General features: G+C 56.0%; 16 protein-coding genes. 3 read left to right on the top strand and 13 right to left on the bottom strand.

The features are described 5' to 3' along the window. The first annotated feature begins 10 nt into the window (after window positions 1–10). Both LH23_RS07000 and LH23_RS07005 read left to right on the top strand, forming a co-directional pair. A complete protein-coding gene (locus tag LH23_RS07000) occupies window positions 11–1,447 on the top strand; it encodes an N-acyl-D-amino-acid deacylase family protein (RefSeq protein WP_039296431.1) in 1,437 nt (478 codons plus the stop codon). Window positions 1,448–1,576: 129 nt separating this feature from the next. Then, window positions 1,577–1,969, top strand: a complete 393-nt coding sequence (locus tag LH23_RS07005) for a RidA family protein (protein WP_039289455.1) — start codon at window positions 1,577–1,579, stop codon at window positions 1,967–1,969. Here the strand turns inward: LH23_RS07005 and LH23_RS07010 are convergent. The 11 genes from LH23_RS07010 to LH23_RS07060 all read right to left on the bottom strand — a co-directional run bounded on the left by LH23_RS07010 (window position 1,966) and on the right by LH23_RS07060 (window position 13,399). Beyond that, window positions 1,966–2,829: a MurR/RpiR family transcriptional regulator gene (locus LH23_RS07010; protein ID WP_008453334.1), complete on the bottom strand. Its 864-nt coding sequence runs from the start codon at window positions 2,827–2,829 to the stop codon at window positions 1,966–1,968. The two genes, LH23_RS07005 and LH23_RS07010, sit on opposite strands and share 4 nt — an antisense overlap. Window positions 2,830–2,908: 79 nt before the next feature. Beyond that, window positions 2,909–3,757 (bottom strand): metal ABC transporter permease, encoded by an 849-nt coding sequence (locus LH23_RS07015; RefSeq protein WP_039289459.1) that lies wholly within the window; start codon window positions 3,755–3,757, stop codon window positions 2,909–2,911. Further along, entirely contained in the window at window positions 3,754–4,611 is an 858-nt protein-coding gene (sitC, locus tag LH23_RS07020) for an iron/manganese ABC transporter permease subunit SitC (protein WP_008453328.1), read from the bottom strand. Before sitC ends, LH23_RS07015 begins: the two co-directional genes overlap by 4 nt. Beyond that, complete coding sequence (locus tag LH23_RS07025) at window positions 4,611–5,429, bottom strand: manganese/iron ABC transporter ATP-binding protein (protein ID WP_039289462.1); 819 nt, start codon at window positions 5,427–5,429, stop codon at window positions 4,611–4,613. The genes sitC and LH23_RS07025 overlap by 1 nt, the downstream gene beginning before the upstream one ends. Further along, window positions 5,426–6,340 carry a metal ABC transporter substrate-binding protein gene (locus tag LH23_RS07030; RefSeq protein ID WP_039289464.1) on the bottom strand — a complete coding sequence of 305 codons (915 nt, stop codon included), beginning with the start codon at window positions 6,338–6,340 and terminating at the stop codon, window positions 5,426–5,428. Before LH23_RS07030 ends, LH23_RS07025 begins: the two co-directional genes overlap by 4 nt. 800 nt (window positions 6,341–7,140) lie before the next feature. Beyond that, on the bottom strand, window positions 7,141–7,986 hold the full coding sequence (yghU, locus tag LH23_RS07035; protein ID WP_039289466.1) for a glutathione-dependent disulfide-bond oxidoreductase: 846 nt from the start codon (window positions 7,984–7,986) through the stop codon (window positions 7,141–7,143). Between the two features lie 121 nt (window positions 7,987–8,107). Beyond that, the gene (locus LH23_RS07040) at window positions 8,108–9,340 is read right to left on the bottom strand and encodes a PD-(D/E)XK nuclease family protein (RefSeq protein ID WP_197062506.1); all 1,233 of its coding nucleotides are present in this window, start codon (window positions 9,338–9,340) and stop codon (window positions 8,108–8,110) included. Between the two features lie 109 nt (window positions 9,341–9,449). Next, window positions 9,450–10,073, bottom strand: coding sequence for an SDR family oxidoreductase (locus tag LH23_RS07045; protein ID WP_039289470.1), 624 nt, complete (start codon window positions 10,071–10,073; stop codon window positions 9,450–9,452). Beyond that, window positions 10,070–10,567 (bottom strand): heme utilization cystosolic carrier protein HutX, encoded by a 498-nt coding sequence (gene hutX, locus LH23_RS07050; RefSeq protein WP_039289472.1) that lies wholly within the window; start codon window positions 10,565–10,567, stop codon window positions 10,070–10,072. Before hutX ends, LH23_RS07045 begins: the two co-directional genes overlap by 4 nt. Beyond that, complete coding sequence (gene hutW / locus LH23_RS07055) at window positions 10,564–11,904, bottom strand: heme anaerobic degradation radical SAM methyltransferase ChuW/HutW (RefSeq protein ID WP_039289474.1); 1,341 nt, start codon at window positions 11,902–11,904, stop codon at window positions 10,564–10,566. The genes hutX and hutW overlap by 4 nt, the downstream gene beginning before the upstream one ends. 247 nt (window positions 11,905–12,151) lie before the next feature. Continuing rightward, complete coding sequence (locus tag LH23_RS07060; protein WP_052050140.1) at window positions 12,152–13,399, bottom strand: epoxide hydrolase family protein; 1,248 nt, start codon at window positions 13,397–13,399, stop codon at window positions 12,152–12,154. 145 nt (window positions 13,400–13,544) lie between these two features. Here LH23_RS07060 and LH23_RS07065 point away from each other — a divergent pair, with 145 nt between their 5' ends. After that, complete coding sequence (locus LH23_RS07065) at window positions 13,545–14,132, top strand: TetR/AcrR family transcriptional regulator (RefSeq protein WP_039289476.1); 588 nt, start codon at window positions 13,545–13,547, stop codon at window positions 14,130–14,132. A gap of 13 nt (window positions 14,133–14,145) precedes the next feature. Here LH23_RS07065 and LH23_RS07070 read toward each other — a convergent pair whose 3' ends face one another. Both LH23_RS07070 and LH23_RS07075 read right to left on the bottom strand, forming a co-directional pair. Then, a complete protein-coding gene (locus LH23_RS07070) occupies window positions 14,146–15,585 on the bottom strand; it encodes an NAD-dependent succinate-semialdehyde dehydrogenase (protein ID WP_039289480.1) in 1,440 nt (479 codons plus the stop codon). A gap of 124 nt (window positions 15,586–15,709) precedes the next feature. Then, entirely contained in the window at window positions 15,710–16,615 is a 906-nt protein-coding gene (locus LH23_RS07075) for a LysR family transcriptional regulator (RefSeq protein ID WP_039289483.1), read from the bottom strand. Window positions 16,616–16,719: the final 104 nt, after the last annotated feature.

The following is a 16,719-nucleotide window of genomic DNA, read 5'->3' on the forward strand; positions in this document are numbered from 1 at the left end:
TGAGGCGCAGATGAAGTTCGATTATCTCTTCAGGAATGTCACCGTGATTGACGGCTCCGGCGGCGCGGAATACCTGGCTGATGTGGCGGTGCAGGGTGACCGAATCGCAGAGATTGCCCCGGGGATTTCCGGCGAGGCCGTGCATGAGATCGACGGTAGCGGGCGGGTATTAGCGCCGGGGTTTATTGATGTTCATACGCATGACGACATTAACGTGATTCGTTTTCCTGAATATCTGCCGAAGATTAGCCAGGGCATTACCACGGTGATCGTTGGCAACTGCGGCATCAGCGCGGCGGGGGCGACCATCAACGCTCTTGTGCCTGATCCGATGAATCTGCTGGGCGAGGCGCACCAGTTTGTTTATCCCACCGTCGAAGCGTACGCCCATGCCGTGGAGCAGGCTCGCCCGGCCATTAACGTGGGCACGCTGATTGGCCATACCGCGCTGCGCAATAACCAGATGGATGATTTGTTCCGCCCGGCGACGGAAGCGGAGATTCTCGCCATGCGCGGCCAGCTAAAGCAAGCGCTGCAGCAGGGGGCACTGGGGCTGAGCACCGGCCTGGCCTATGCCAGCGCGTTCCAGTCCACCACCGAAGAAGTGATGGCGTTGGCGGAAGAGCTGGCGGCGGAGAAGGGGATTTACACCACCCATTTGCGCTCCGAGTTTGAGCCGATTCTGGAGGCGCTGGATGAGGCTTTCCGCATTGGTCGCCACGGGAACGTGCCGGTTGTGGTGTCGCACCACAAATGCGCCGGGGCGAAAAACTGGGGCCGCACGGTTGAAACGCTGAAACTGTTCGATAAGGTGCGCGAGCAGCAGGATGTCTCCTGCGACTGCTACCCGTATTCCGCCAGCTCTTCAACGCTGGACATGAAACAGATCACCGACGAGTTCGAGATCGTGATTACCTGGTCTGAACCGCACCCGGAGGTCGCCGGGCGGTCGCTGAAGCAAATTGCTGACGACTGGTCGATGTCACTTCACGAAGCGGGAAAATTACTGATGCCCGCGGGCGCGATTTACTACAACATGGACGAGCAGGACGTACGGCGCGTGCTGCGCTATCCGGCGACAATGGTGGGATCAGACGGGCTGCCGAACGACCCGATGCCGCATCCTCGTCTCTGGGGTGCGTTTCCCCGTGTGCTGGGGCACTACAGCCGTGATGAGAAGCTTTTCCCGCTGACGCAGGCGGTGCATAAGATGACGGGGATGTCGGCGACGCGTTTTCAGTTGCCCGATCGCGGCCTGGTGAAGCGCGGTTATTATGCTGACCTGGTGTTGTTCGACCCGCTGACAGTGCGCGACGTCGCAAGCTTTAGTAACCCGAAGCAGCCTGCGGCGGGTATTGAAGCGGTGATGGTGAACGGCGTGATGAGCTACGGGCTCGAGCAGAAGGTGACTGGTCGTGCGGGGCGGTTCTTGCGTCGCCAGAAGTGAGTATAAATTTAGCCCCTCACCCCGGCCCTCTCCCCAGAGGGGAGATCGGGTTCTGGACTGGACGTTTGTCCCCTCTCCCTTTCAGGGAGAGGGTTAGGGTGAGGGTAAACCGATCAACAAGGAGCAATGATGAGCATTAAACGTTATGGCGTGGGCGGCAGCACAGGTACCGGCGGGCAGCCCCTGCCTTTTGCCAAAGCTGTCGAAGCGGCCGGGTGGCTGTATGTGTCCGGCCAGACGCCGATGAAAGACGGCGAAGTGGTTGAAGGCGGGATTGTCGACCAGTCGCGGCTGGCGATTCAAAACTGCGTGGATATCATGACCGAAGCGGGCTACACCCTCGCTGACGTGGTACACGTGAAGGTCTATCTGACTGATGCCCGCTACTTCCAGTCCTTCAATAAAGTGTTCCGGGAATTCTTCGGCGACCACCCGCCGGCCCGTGTGTGCTGCGTGGCGGACCTGGTGGTGGACTGTAAAGTTGAAGTGGACGTGACCTGCTACCGCGCCGACCGGGCTTAATCGCCGAGCGGCTGCCTGTCTGCCCCGCCGCGATGGCTGTCCAGCGCCAGCTTGATGCGGCGCAGTCGGTCCTTCGCCTGGCTTTTGTTGGCCATCGCCAGTTCGGTGGCCAGCACATCAATCATCGCCAGCATGGCGTAACGCGAAGTGCTCGGCTTAAAAATGTAGTCGTTCTCACGAATAATCAGCGGTAATACGATGTCCGCCTGCTCGGCGAGCGGTGTTCCCTGCGGGGTAATGGCGATGATCTTTGCGCCGTACTGGCGGGCAATGGCCGCGCTCTCCACCACTTCCGGCGTGTAACCTCCCAACGATAGCGCCACCACCACATCGTTGGAGGCGACTGACGCCGCCATCATTCTCGCCAGCAGGCCATCGCTCTGACTGACGACCGGTAGCCCAAGGCGAAACAGGCGGAACTGTAACTCCTGCGCGCAAATGGTTGATCCGCCGCCCATGCCCAGCGCCAGGATTTGCCGTGCATTGCTCAGCCAGGTTACGGCCTTGTTGAGTGACTCCGGGTTCAGCGCGCGGCGATTGATATCCAGCACGTTGATGATGGTTTCGTAGATCCCCTGCACGCCTTCCAGGTCCGGCACATCGAGAATAAAGCGCTGCCCCACCGCCAGCGATTGGGCGAGTTTGACCTTCAGTTCTCGTACGTCCTTACAGCCGATGGCGCGGGCAAAGCGGGTTATCGATGCCTGGCTGGTTTGCGTCTGGCGCGCCATTTCCGAAATGGGCAGCGCCGCGGCAGTTTGCACATCGTCCAGAATAAACTGCGCGATGCGCTTTTCGGTAGCGGTCAGCTCAACGAAGCGGTCGGTGATGCAGGAGATAATATCGATGGTGTAGCTCATGGCGCGACCCTGGTACTTGTGCAAAAAAGAGAAGGTACTTTGTACCATAAAACCGTTGCCAGGGTCGCTTCATGCGGATTCAGAATGGCTCACTAATCGCTTCCATACGCCGTTGCTTGATCGTCGCCCGGATAAATGCCGCGATGAAGACTAAGGCAGAAAGCACAACGATGGTCGGCGCGGGGGCGCTGTCGATAAAGAAGGAAAGATAGACGCCAAGAAATGACGTCACGATGGCCTGCCCAAGCGCGACCAGCATCATGCCTTTAAAGGTGCGGGTCAGCAGCGAAGCGATAGCGCCAGGTGCGATAAGCAGGGAAATCGCAAGGATAATCCCCACCGCCTTCAGCGCCGCGACGATGGTCAGCGAGACCAGGCAGAGCAGGCCGTAGTTCAGCAGCTTCACGTTCAGGCCGGAGACCTGGGCCTGAATCGGGTCGAAGGCATGCAGCAGCAAGTCCCGCCATTTTAGCCCTACAACAATCACTGTTAGCAGCACGATAGCACCCGTTTGCAGAATATCACTGCCGCTCACGCCCAGCATATCGCCGAACAGAATGTGGTCGAGATGGATATCTGGCTTCAGGTAGACGTAGAGCACGAGGCCCGCGCCAAACATGCCGGAGAAAACGATGCCCATCACCGTGTCGCGCTTGATGCGGCTATTGTCCTGCAGATAACCGGTGGCAAAGGCGCAAAACAGCCCGGCCACGAACGCGCCGAGGCCCAGCGGCAGGCCGACCATCCAGGCGATCACCACGCCGGGGAAGACCGCGTGGCTCATAGCATCGCCCATCAGCGCCCAGCCTTTTAGCACCAGGAAGCAGGAGAGCAGCGCACACGGAATGGCGACCAGTGTGGTCATGGTCAGGGCGTTGATCATAAAGCCAAACTGGAAGGGAGAAAGCAGAGTATCTATCAGGCTCATGGCGTTTGCTCCAGGCTCAGGCGCGCGCGCCGACGGTTAGCCAGCAGGCCGTGTTTGGGGGCAAACACGAAGGTCAGCAGGAAAATAAGCGTTTGCAGCACCACGATAATGCCGCCGGTGGCACCGTCGAGGAAATAGCTTATCCAGGTGCCGAATGCGCTGGTAAAAGTCCCTAATGTGACGGAAATAATCAGTAATTTTGGGAAACGATCCGTCAGCAGATAAGCCGTTGCACCCGGCGTGACCACCATGCAAATCACCAGAAACGCGCCAACAGTTTGCAGCGCCGCCACGGTGGTGGCCGACAGCAGGGTGAAGAACAATCCTTTGAGCCACAGCGGGTTAAGACCAATGGAACGCGCGTGGTTTTCGTCGAAGAAGGTCACCATCAGGTCTTTCCACTTCAACAGCAGAATCGCCAGCGAGACAAAGCCGATAATCGCCAGCTGCACGATATCCGACGGGGCGATGGCGAGAATATTGCCGAGCACGATGGTCTGGATGTTTACCGACGTCGGGTTGAGCGAAACCATAAACAGCCCGAGGCCAAAGAATGAGGAAAAGATAAGGCCAATGATGGTGTCTTCGCGCAGGCGTGTGCGCTGGTTTAAAAACAGCATGGTGCCTGCGGCGAGGCCGCCGGAGAAAAATGCGCCGATGGAAAACGGCAGACCAAGCATATAGGCCCCAGCGACGCCGGGCACGATGGAGTGGGAAAGGGCATCGCCGATCAGCGACCAGCCTTTCAGCATCAGGTAGCAGGAGAGGAACGCGCACACGCCGCCGACCAGGGCTGATACCCAGATGGCGTTAAACATGTAGCCATAGCTAAACGGTTCGAGCAGGACGGACATTAAGGCTCCCCTTTTAACGCCGCGCCGTGGATAAACGGCCTTTCGTCGTCGGTGAGGACGCTGGTTTCTTTCCCTGTTAAGGTGACGTGGCGCAGCACGCCGCTGAACGCCAGCTCCAGGTTGGCCTGGGTAAAGGTGACGTCGGTCGGGCCGCAGGCCAGCACGGTACCTTTCACCAGCACGGTATAGTCGCAATAGTCGGTGACGGCGCCGAGGTTGTGGGTTGAGACCAGCATCGTGCGGCCTTCGTCCCGCAGCTCGCGCAGCAGGGCGATGATCTGCTCTTCCGTTTTCACATCCACGCCGGTAAACGGTTCGTCCAGCAGAATAACCTGGCCGTCCTGGGCAATCGCCCGGGCGAGAAACACGCGTTTTTTCTGGCCGCCGGACAGTTCGCCGATTTGGCGCTTGCGGAAATCACTCATGCCGACGCGGGCAAGGGCGTTGTCTACCGCCAGTTTGTCAGCTTTGCCGGGAATTCGCAGCATCCCCATATGGCCAAAGCGGCCCATCATTACCACGTCTTCCACCAGCACCGGGAACGTCCAGTCCACATCCTCGGACTGCGGCACATAGGCCACCAGATTGTGGCGCAGTGCTTTTTTCGTGGGCATATCCAGAATCGAGATGCTGCCGTTGGCCAGGCGCACAAAGCCCATGATCGCTTTAAACAGCGTTGATTTCCCGGAACCGTTGACGCCCACCAGCGCCGCAATGGTGCCGGTCGGGATTTCAAAGCTGGCCGCCCGCAGCGCGGTGTGGCCATTGCGATAGGTGACGCTGGCGTCCTGAACGACTATGCCGGGACGACGACTCATTTTTTCAGCCCTGCATTGATGCCGTTCACGATGGTGCTGGTGGTGACGCGCAGCAGGTCAAGGTAGGTGGGTACCGGGCCGTCTGCGGCACTCAAAGAATCGACATAAAGCACGCCGCCATAATGTGCGCCAGACTCCCGCGCTGCCTGGCGAGCAGGTTTGTCGGAGATGGTGCTTTCGCTGAAGATCGTCGGGATCTGGTATTTTCGAATGCTGTCGATCACTTTGCGCACCTGCTGCGGGGTGCCCTGCTGGTCGGCGTTGATCGGCCACAGGTAGAGTTCCTTCAGGCCAAAGTCGTTGGCCAGGTAGGAAAAAGCGCCTTCGCTGGTGACCAGCCAGCGTTTATCCGCCGGAATTTTTGCCAGTTCGTTGCGAAGCGGCTCGATGGTCTGCTGAATTTTCTGTTTGTAGGCTTCGGCGTTTCGGGTATAGGTCGCCGCGTTGCCAGGATCGTATTTAACGAACGCATCCCGGATGTTATCGACGTAGATCAGCGCATTTTGTGGGGACATCCATGCGTGAGGGTTAGGTTTGCCGTTATAAGGGCCTTCGGTAATGCCCGTGGGCTGAATGCCGGTGGTGACGACAACTTCGGGCACGCCTTTCAGATGTTGATAAAACTTCGCGAACCAGAGTTCCAGATTCAGTCCGTTGGTCAGAATTAGCTGAGCACCCTGCGCCCGACGAATGTCCCCCGGCGTCGGCTGATATTCGTGAATTTCCGCGCCAGGCTTGGTGATGGACTCCACGTCGGCCGCGTCGCCGGCCACGTTCTGCGCCATATCGGCGATGATAGTAAAGGTGGTGATCGCCTTAAATTTGGCCTGCGCCTGAGCGGCACCCAATAGCATCGCCAGCGCGGCGGCGGCAGCGACAATACTTTGCGTTAACTTCAGTTTCCCGGGCATCGTCTTCCCTCACGAGTGATTATAGATTCAGCGTTTATAGCAAGTGCTATAAAACATAGCTGTTGCTATAATTAAATGCAAACTATTATCATTTGTGTGATTTAAACGTGGGGGAACTCATTCAGGTTGTTTCTTTACTACAAAGTTCTCGGTCTATGCCGGATTGGCTAAGGTCCGTTCACTGCTACCCCTGTTTTATATACAGACACCGTATCTGTGAACGGCTCGGGGGAGTCACCGTCACTCCCCCGAGACCCCGGACTCCCGGCGAAATAAATCGACCGCTGAAGCGGCAGACCTCCGTTTTATCTCCCAGTCCTGGGTCGGTTGAGATGCGTTCCCGACGCTCTCAGCCTCCGGCCGTTCCCGACGGCCGGACCCTGGCCAGTCGGAGAGAAAACGGAGGCGATTTAAGCCGGAACCGTGCCTCGCTTTAAACCTACAGCCACGCAGAACGTCACAGTCGCTTTAGGTCTTGCAGCCATGCCCTTGTCCCCGGCTCTCATCGCCCCCGGTTATGACCCAACTCAGGTGGGGTTGAGCTGTCGGGAACAGCGAAAGAGAGCGATCGTCGGGAACGAATCGCGAACGACCCCGAATGTTTGGGTGATAGTCGGTGGGTTTACCGCTTCAGCGGCGATGAGCTCGCCGGGCGCCAGGGTTGTCAGGGAGATGGCGTTATCTCCCTGACACGTTCACCGTGCTCTGAACATGCAGGGAAAACAGATCTATGGGTGAACGGAATAACTACGATATGAAATAGATCCTCTCCCTTCCTGAGAGAGGATTGTCGTGAAAGCTTACAACCCTAATGCATCAAAATCTGAAGCATCGTGGCGCTCGGCCAGCTGCACATCGCCCCAGGTGCGGTTCACGATGCGGCCACGCTTCACCGCCGGGCGGTTAGCCACTTCATCGGCCCAGCGGCCAAAGTGTTTGTAGGAGGCTATGTCGAGGAACTCGGCGGATTCGTACAGGCCGCCTTTGGCCAGCGCACCGTACCAGGTAAAGATGGCAATATCGGCGATCGTGTATTCATCTCCGGCGATAAAGCGATGTTTCTCCAGCTGTTTATCGAGCACATCCAACTGACGCTTGGTTTCCATTGCGAAGCGGTTGATGGCGTACTCAATTTTGACCGGCGCATAGTGGTAGAAGTGCCCGAAGCCGCCGCCCAAGTAAGGGGCGGAACCCTGCAGCCAGAACAGCCAGTTCAGCGTTTCGGTGCGCCCGGCGATGTCTTTCGGCAGGAAGTGGCCGAATTTTTCTGCGAGGTAAAGCAGGATGTTGCCGGACTCAAATACGCGCAGCGGCGGCGTGACGGAGTGGTCAAACAGCGCCGGGATCTTGGAGTTCGGGTTTACTTCCACAAAACCGCTGGAGAACTGATCGCCTTCACCGATGCGAATCAGGTGCGCGTCGTATTCTGCCCCGCTGATGCCCAGCGCCAGTAGCTCTTCGAGCAGAATCGTGACTTTCTGCCCGTTCGGCGTGCCGAGGGAGTAAAGCTGCAGCGGGTGTTTGCCGACTGGCAGCGTTTTTTCGTGGGTTGGGCCGGAAATCGGGCGGTTGATGCTGGAGAACTGACCGGCTTCGGTCTTGTTCCAGGTCCAGACTTTTGGGGGCTGGTAGTTGTGTTCGGACATCGCGTGATCTGCCTTCTTCTCAGGTTAGTTATCTGACGAAACTATCTTGAAGTGTAGCAAGAGGGAAGAGCCTGCCGGGCTATACCGCCAGAAAAGCGAAAGCCCGGCGCGGCGTTACAGGCTACGCCGATACGCTAAAGAGATTTAAATTTATCTCGGCCTGAACCTTAGTCACGATGTTGATGACTGACTGAGCAAAACTGCCTTCTCCTCGTTCGACCAGGAGGGACCATGCGTCTGGATCCAAGCCCCAGTTACGTGGCACATGCATGCTTTCGTCGGTATAGGTCCACCATGGCCACCATCCTTCTTTTTGGGTGTGAGCTTCCAGCTCAGGGTATATATCATTCATCGCTTCAGAAATAAGAGGGAAATAGAGGCGCTGGTTCTTTTTGGACATGATATCTGAACTGCTTATTCCCCAACAGAAACCGCAATAGTTTGGTTTCTCAAATTGCCAGCACAGGGTGAAATCATCTTCCCCTGAAAAGTAAAAATGAAAATCAGCTTCCTTGCTTCCCGTAAGAAGTTGGTTATTATAATCAAGGGTAATGCCTTTAGGTTGAAGTTCTTTTTTTAAATAAGATAGGAAGTCAATCCAAAGTTGTTCTTTTACTTTTCTCATGCTTTGAGCGATAAGAAATGCCGCATTAAGATTCTGTGGAGAGGCTATTACGTTCTCTGTTAGTTCTTTTTCAAAATCCACGTTTGTCTCTCCATTTATATCTTCACGGGTAAATTGTATTAGTGCATCAACAAAACAGCGAACCTGTGGTGCTTTAATATGTGGAGCGCAGGCAGCAAGCCATTCTGCTAACTGATAAAAAGTGAATTGTATAATGTTTCTTCTGAGATCCTGGGATGTTTCAGGGCGAAGTGTGAAGTCATTGATCTCATTGTTACAAAGATAAACCATTAACCAACCGCTGTTTTTTTTCTTGGCTTCATTTGCTAGCCAGTTTGAATAATCATAGAGCTGGTCTATTTGGTCGGCAGCCCAGGGTTTGTTTTCTACGCCTATAAGAATCTCTTTGCTGGCGATGTATATGTCTATTCTTCTTTGGTTTAGTATAGTGTATTCAGTAAAAACCTGAGTTGATTTATTAATGGATATACTTTCAGTGAGTCCTATTGAATTATAGAAATTCGAAAGAAAGAGATCCCCCTGAGCATGATCTTCCTGAGGATCCAGAAGATAGGCAAGGCAGCGGGATAATGTGTTTTCATTTATGTTAAAAAATTGAAATAATTTGAAGTCCGGCGCTACCTGACTGGCATATCGAATTTTTGCCTGCCGATAGCCCTCGTGAAGCATTGCCGTGCTGTTCAGCAGCTTTTGAATATTTTTCTGCACAAGAGACATTTCCATTGCAAATAATAAAGTTAGAACGGAATGATAATAATGTTTTATTGTTAAAAGATCACCCCGCCAAAAAGAGGCGAGGCGAGATAAATAAGAAGCATCAGGCCGGTTTTAGCCCTGGTTCAACGAGACCATAGACCTGGTGATTCAGGTGAACGGATTTTGCCAGTTCTGCGACGTGCGCGGCGACATCGGCCCGCATCACCATGCCGTGTATTTCGGGAGCCTGGCTTAGCACAGCTTTACCGGTTGGCTCGCCGTGAAGCAGGCCGCCGGGGCGCACAATAGCAAAGTCCAGCGTGCTAGTTTGCAGCCAGCTTTCGGCGAGAGATTTTTCCCGCACTGCCTGGCCGAAGCCCGCTTTTGCGCGATCGGACAAGTAAGCCCAGCTTTCCCCACAGCCTAAAGAGGTGACCAGCACCATGCGTGAGATCCCGGCTTTTTCGGCGCAGTCGATAACCGTGCGGTGTGCCTGGTAATCCTGTGAACCGCCCATCGTCGAAATGACCGTGGCGTCCTTGCCCGCCAGGCGACAGGCTTCTGCGACAGCGTCTGCATTACAGGCGTCACCGATAATCACCTGAGCACCCGCCTCGCGCAGTTTTGCGGCGGACTCTTCATTACGCACCAGCGCAACAACGGGGCGGTTCTCCGCCAGCGCCAGTTTCGCGGTTAGCGCGCCCACGCCTTTGCCTCCGGCCCCAAAAATTAACCATGGCGTCATGCAATATTTCCCTTAAGTTTCTCTGCCAGCGCACGAAAAGCCGTTAGCTGGTCTGCCAGTAATTGGCGGTGATCGTCGCGCCCGATGAAGATTTTCAGCATCGCGCTGCCCGCCTGATTGAAGAACAGAATTGAGGCGGTGTCCATCCCCATAAACTTGCGTTCCACCAAAGCGATATGGGCGCAGTTGGCCGCTTTGATATGCCCCGTCATGCCTTTTTTGCCGCGCAGGTTGAAGTAGCCGTGGCGGTGGAAGCCCGAAGGCAGTTCGCCGGAGAATTCAATAATCAGGTCAGTAGTGTGTACCAGCGTGGTGACGCTGCCCCATTCGACAACGGTATCCCAGACGGTGTCGAACAGCTCGCCGCTAACCAGCGCCTGAGCGGGGAGCTGGGAGACAACATCCAGTAGGGTGACATTATATTGTGCGGCAATAGATTCCAGCGTGCCGTCCGGCTGGGTTTTTAAGTAATCGGCGAGGGAAACGGAAGTCATAGCGTTGCTCCTTGTGGTTTTTTGTCCGTTGTTATTGGGGTATTGAGGGCGGCAACCAGCGTCTGCAGCGACTGGAAGATATTGCTGGCCCAGAAGCGGCCTTCGTCGGTCAGACGCAGACAGGTTGAGTCATCCCGGGTCAGGCCGGATTCGTGCCATTGGGTCAGCAGCGGCTGGAGCAGATGCGCATCGGCGGTTAGCTCGTCGAGCGACACGCGGGCGGTTTCAATCCCGGCCTGGAGGTGATGCCGCCAGCGGTAGCCTGGATCAGTGGTGCGGGTCATCATCATCAGCGGTTTTTTTCCGGCGGCGACGGCGGTGTGCCAGGTTTCCAGATTGCGTTCAACCATCCAGGAGTAGCCGTTAACCGAGCCGCCCGCGCCGGAGCCAAAGGCCAGGCAGTCAGCCCCTTGTTTAATCAGCAGGTTATAAAGGTTGCGTTCCCGCGTGGTGCGCGCCCAGTGGCTGTTGCTGATACAGCGCCAGCCTGCGCTGTCCATAAAGTCGCAGCCTTGTAGGTACAAATCTCTGCGTTCGGCCGGGGAAGGCAGCGTAACGCGCCCGTTTTCCACTGCTTTACCCAACGGCGTTTGAGGCAGCAAATTCAGGGCATACAGATCGACCCCGTCGAGGCCGATGTCCCGCGCGATAGCCAGGTCTTCGGCCCACAGCTTTTGATCCTGCCCCGGCAGGCCAAACAGCAGATCGCAGACTACGGCGGCACGATCGCGTTTGCAGAGGTTTTCCATAAAGCGTCGGGCGGTGGGGCCGTCGGAGGTGCGCGCCATTTTTTTGCGGATTTTACTGTTAAACGACTGAATGCCGATGGAGAAGCGGCTGGCACCGGCGTCGAGGCAGGCGTCTATACGCTCATCGTCAAAATTCAGCACCCGACCTTCAATGGTGATTTCGCAGTCCGGGGCCAGCGGCAGGCTGCGGCGCAGGGCGTGAATAATCCGTGCTAAATCTTTGGCTGACAGCGCCGAAGGCGTGCCGCCGCCAAAGTAGATGGCGTGAATGGGGGCCGACTGGTGCAGCGGGCTGCTGGCCTCCAGCTCGATTTCCCTGAGCAGCGCGTCGGTGTAGCGTTCGCAGTGGTCCGCCTCATAGCGATTCTGGTAAAAACCGCAGAAGGTACAGTGCGTTGCGCAGAAGGGAATATGGAGATAAACCAGCCTTTTGCCAGGAGGCGTTGGGCTGGCAATCACCTGCTGCCAGGTGTGCTCCAGCTGGTCTTTGGCGATGGGCATTGCGCCGCGCCAGGGCATGGTGGCGTGCCTGTCTTTAAAGGGTTGCCCGCCGGGGAGCGCAAAGTGCGCCTGGAGATCCAATTTCATGTCACTAAACCCATAAATGAAAATGATTTTGATTATCGTTATCTTTTTTGGGTTAAGTGAAGTGCAAAGTGAGCTTTAGAAGAGAAAAGCGAGTGGCCTTTGATTTAGGTCAACCCTGGCTGAAGCCGCGCGCTTTTCATCAAAAAAGCTAAGAAATCCATTGGATGAAGATCCGATAAGGACAGCCTCCTGAGCGGAGGCTGTTTAGATATTGGGCAGGAATAATCCGGCCTGTTTTTTGGCGCAGCTATCGACTTTGGTTAGCGGGAGATTGATTCCGGAAGGGGCGAAAGGCCTTCCACAGTTCGCCTGCAAAGATCTCTGGTTGTTCGAACGCCGCGAAATGGCCGCCTTTTTCGACTGCGTTCCAGTAGAACAAATTACTCCAGGCCGCCTCGGCCCAGGCACGCGGGGGCGTAAAGGTTTCTGCAGGGAAAAGGCTGGCTCCCATTGGGACGCTGATCTTTTCTACGCCGGAGCGCGCGGCAGAGAAGAAGTCTGCACCGCGGATCGTGCTGCCAACGCCTTCCCAATAGAGCCGGGCGCTGGAAACACCAGTGCCGGTAAACCAGTAAAGGGAAATGTCATCCAACATCTTTTCCCGGCTGAGTGCATCTTCAGGTTTGCCGAGGTTGTCGGTCCATTCTTTGAACTTTTCGTACATCCAGACGGCGAGCGCGACAGGTGAGTCACTTAATGCGTAGCCGATGGTTTGCGGGCGAGTGTTCATCAGGTTGGCGTAGCCTGCTTTATTCGACACGAATAATTCAATGGCCGCCAGCGCTTTGCTTTCTTCCTCCGTCGGTTGTTCCGGGAGAATGGCCGGTACGACCATAGGGAGGTTTACATGAGCCGCCAGTAGGCCTGCCGGTGCCTGACCGGCCAGCGCGGTAGTGATTGCGGCCCCCCAGTCTCCACCCTGTGCGACCCAGTGCTTATACCCCAGTCGTTCAGTCATCAGGACGGCCCATGCTCGCGCAATGCGCCCCGGGTTCCAGCCAGTTTCCGCTGGTTTGTCAGAAAATCCGTAACCTGGAATAGCTGGTATCACGACATGGAAAGCGTCATCCTCCATACCGCCAAAGCGGGTTGGATCGGTTAAGCGATCAATGACCTCAAGAAACTCAATGACCGAGCCAGGCCAGCCGTGCGTGAGCAGGATCGGCGTGGCGTTTTTGTGGGGGGAACGGGCATGAATGAAGTAGATCCCCACCCCGTCGATTTTTGTCCTGAATTGTGGGTAGCTGTTTAACCGGGCTTCAAGTTTGCGCCAGTCGTAGTGGTGCAGCCAGTCGTGAATCAACGACTTTGCCGCATTGAGCGGTACGCCTTGCGACCAGTCTTCTACGGTTTCCTTTTCAGGCCAACGGACACCGCTGAGGCGGTAGTGCAGGTCTTCAATGGCGCTCTCCGGGATATGCAGGTGAAAGGGAGTGACGGCTTCCGTCGCCGCTGGCAACGTGAAGGGTTCTGCTGAATGAATAATACGGGACATGCTTAACTCCAGGAGTGAGCCCGCCATGTGAGGCGGGAAGGTAAACGACAAATCACTATTTGTAGCGACCGTTACAAAATATCCTGGGGTGAACGTTGGCGTCAATAAAGTTGTAGCAATTGCTACAATTGCTATACTGCGGCCTATGACGAGAAAAATTAACTTTGACTATGAGCAGGCGCTCGATCGTGCCACGGCGCTTTTCTGGCAGCGGGGCTACGCTGAGACTGGCCTGCGCGATCTTCTGAAAGCGATGGAGATTGGCGAAGGGTCGTTTTACAACACGCTAAAAAGCAAAAAAAACCTCTATTTGCTGTGCGTCGATCGCTATGAAGAGCAGATTGTCCAGCGCCGTATGGACGCGTTGCGTAGTGCATCTACGGCGGCGGAAGGGGTTCGAGCGTTTTTTACTGAGGTGCTAAATACGCTGGATGACCCACAAACGTCTTCGCCGCTTTGTATGGTTGCCGCTATGGTCAGCGATGAGGTGCTGTCTCAACCGGAGTTAGCCGAGCGAGCAAAAAACGGACTGGCGAAGGTGCAGGACGCCATTTGTCTGCGTCTCAGCGAAGATAAGATGCACGGTACCTTGCCTGAGAGCTTTGATCCGCAGGAAACGGCGGCCATTATCACCACCTGGCTGCAGGGCTTGTGGCGGATGGCGTTGATGGATTATCAGCGACCCGTCTTTGCGCGACGGATCGCCACTTTTCTGAGCGCGTTGGGTTTATAGCCCTTCCGCTCTTTTAGGCGTGAGTGATGGAGATCGAGCGAATATTGAGATACGCCTCTACGGCTTCCGGACCGCCTTCAGTGCCATAACCCGAGTCTTTTACGCCGCCAAACGGCAGTTCTGCTGATGGCGTCATCGGCTGGTTCACCCACAGCATGCCGGTTTCGATACGCTGTGAAAGCTGGTGGATGGTTTTGGCCGAACGCGAAAAAGCATAGGCAGCCAGTCCGTAATCCAGGCGGTTTGCCTCGCTGATGGCGTCTTCCAGGCTTGTAAAGCCGCGAATTAACGCGACCGGCCCAAAAGGCTCTTCGTTAAAAATACGCGCGTCGAGAGGCACATCATCAAGCACCGTTGGCGCGTAAAAGTTGCCCTGCTGACCAATTCGTTTACCACCAGCCAACAGTTTTGCGCCTTTGGCGATCGCCTCTTCAATCAGCGTCTCGATAGCCGTTACGCGGCGTGCATTAGCGAGTGGTCCTATCTGGGTTGCATCATCCAGGCCGTTACCGGGCCGTAATTCTTCTGCCCAGCGAACCAGCCCGGCGGTGAAAGCTGCCCGAACGTTTTCATGCACCAGGAAGCGGGTAGGAGAGATACAGGTCTGTCCGGCATTGCGGAACTTCGCCGTGCCCAACGCCCGAATAGCCAGCTCAATGTCGGCATCTTCAGCAATGATAACGGGCGCATGGCCGCCCAGTTCCATTGTGACACGTTTCATATACTGCCCTGCCAGGCTGGCCAGCTGCTTCCCTACCGGGGTCGAACCGGTAAACGTGACTTTGCGTACAGCCGGATGCGGGATGAGGTAGCCGGAGATTTCTGCCGGGTCGCCGTAAACCAGATTGGTAACGCCCGCAGGTACGCCAGCGTCCGCAAGTGCACGGAACAGTTCCGCCGGGCTTGCCGGGGTTTCTTCCGGAGCTTTGACGATGATGGAGCAACCTGCAGCCAGAGCCGCGGCAAGCTTCAGAACGACCTGGTTCAGCGGGAAGTTCCAGGGGGTAAAGGCGGCCACAACGCCTACCGGATCTTTAACGACTAGCTGTTGGACGGCGGCATCTCTGGAAGGAACAATGCGCCCGTAGACACGCACGCCTTCATCAGCAAACCATTCGATGATCTCTGCTGCAGCATGGGCTTCAAAGCGGGATTCAGACAGTGGCTTTCCTTGTTCCTGAGTGATGAGTGACGCAATGGCGTCGGCTCGCTCACGAATCAGCTGCGCAGCACGGCGCAGAATCACGCCGCGCTCAATGGCCGGAATATTGCGCCAGGTCTCAAACCCTTGCTGAGCCGAAGCTACTGCATCATCCAGATCCTGCTGGGTGGCGTGAGCCAGCTGGCCTAGTTGCTGGCCGTTTGCCGGGTTAAGCACGGGCTGTGTTTTTCCATTGGCGGCATCACGCCACTGGCCATGAATAAACAGTCGGGTCGTTGTAGGGTATTGCATGCGGTTTTCCTCATTTTGAAGAGCTATACGGCTAGCTCGATGGCGAGAATTACAGCACCGCAAGAAAGGAGCAGGTAGATGGGGGCAGGGAATAGTGCTTATTCCCTGTGGGAATGGAAGAGGGTCAGGGCTTCTCTGGAGAAGGCTTGCCGAAAACGCGTGCTTCAACGAAAGAGATAAAAGCTTTGGACTTAGCGCTTGCCGCCCGGCCCGCCGGTGAGACGGCCCAGAGATCGATCGGTGGCAACGTCCAGTCGGTTAACACGGCTTGAATTTCACCTGAGGCAAGTTCGCGGCGGAACATCCATTCAGACATGATAGACAGCCCGATCCCGGATAATACCGCTTCCCGAACGGCTTCCATGCCGGTCGTGCGTAACCGCCCATGAACCGTGACGGGAACGCGCTGCTTACCTTGACGAAACTCCCAGCCAGAGCCACCCCCACGCAGATCGTAAATGACTGCATTGTGGTTAAGTAAATCCTGTGGTACCTGCGGACGGCCGGTACGGGAGAAATACGCTGGCGTGCCCATCACCAGGCGTGGGTTTTGCCCCAGTCGCCTTGCGGTGAGGGAGGAGTCAGCCTGAGCCCCCATGCGTAGAGCGACGTCTATGCCTCCTTCGACTAGATCGATGTTACGATCTTCAAGGAACATATCGACATCCAGTGCCGGATGCTCGGCCAGGAAATCGGCAAGGTGCGGCATGATATGCAGCCGAACAAACGTCACCGGTCCGCTAACCCGAAGCCGACCGGTCAGCGTTGCGCTTAACCCGCGTGTGGAGGTGACGGCCTCATCTGCAGCGCTGAGTGTGCGCCTGGCATGTTCGTAAAAGTTACTGCCCGCTTCCGTAGGGGTAAGTCCATGGGTTGACCGTAATAACAGCCTTACGCCAAGCTGACGTTCTAGCTGAGCAATGGTTTTTGATATTGCAGGCTGACCAATGCGCAATCGTCTGGCTGCGGCAGAAAAAGAGCCTGTATCAATGACCTGAACGTAGGTTTCCATAGCTGAAAGTAGATGCATGACTATTCCCCTAAAGAATGACCACGAGCAGCTTACCTTTGATGGGCGATGGCTGGCTACGATTACCTTATATAAAGCCGTTGACCTCAACGGGTGGCCTGACG

This window comes from Cedecea neteri (genome assembly GCF_000758305.1).
GTDB lineage: Bacteria > Pseudomonadota > Gammaproteobacteria > Enterobacterales > Enterobacteriaceae > Cedecea > Cedecea neteri_C.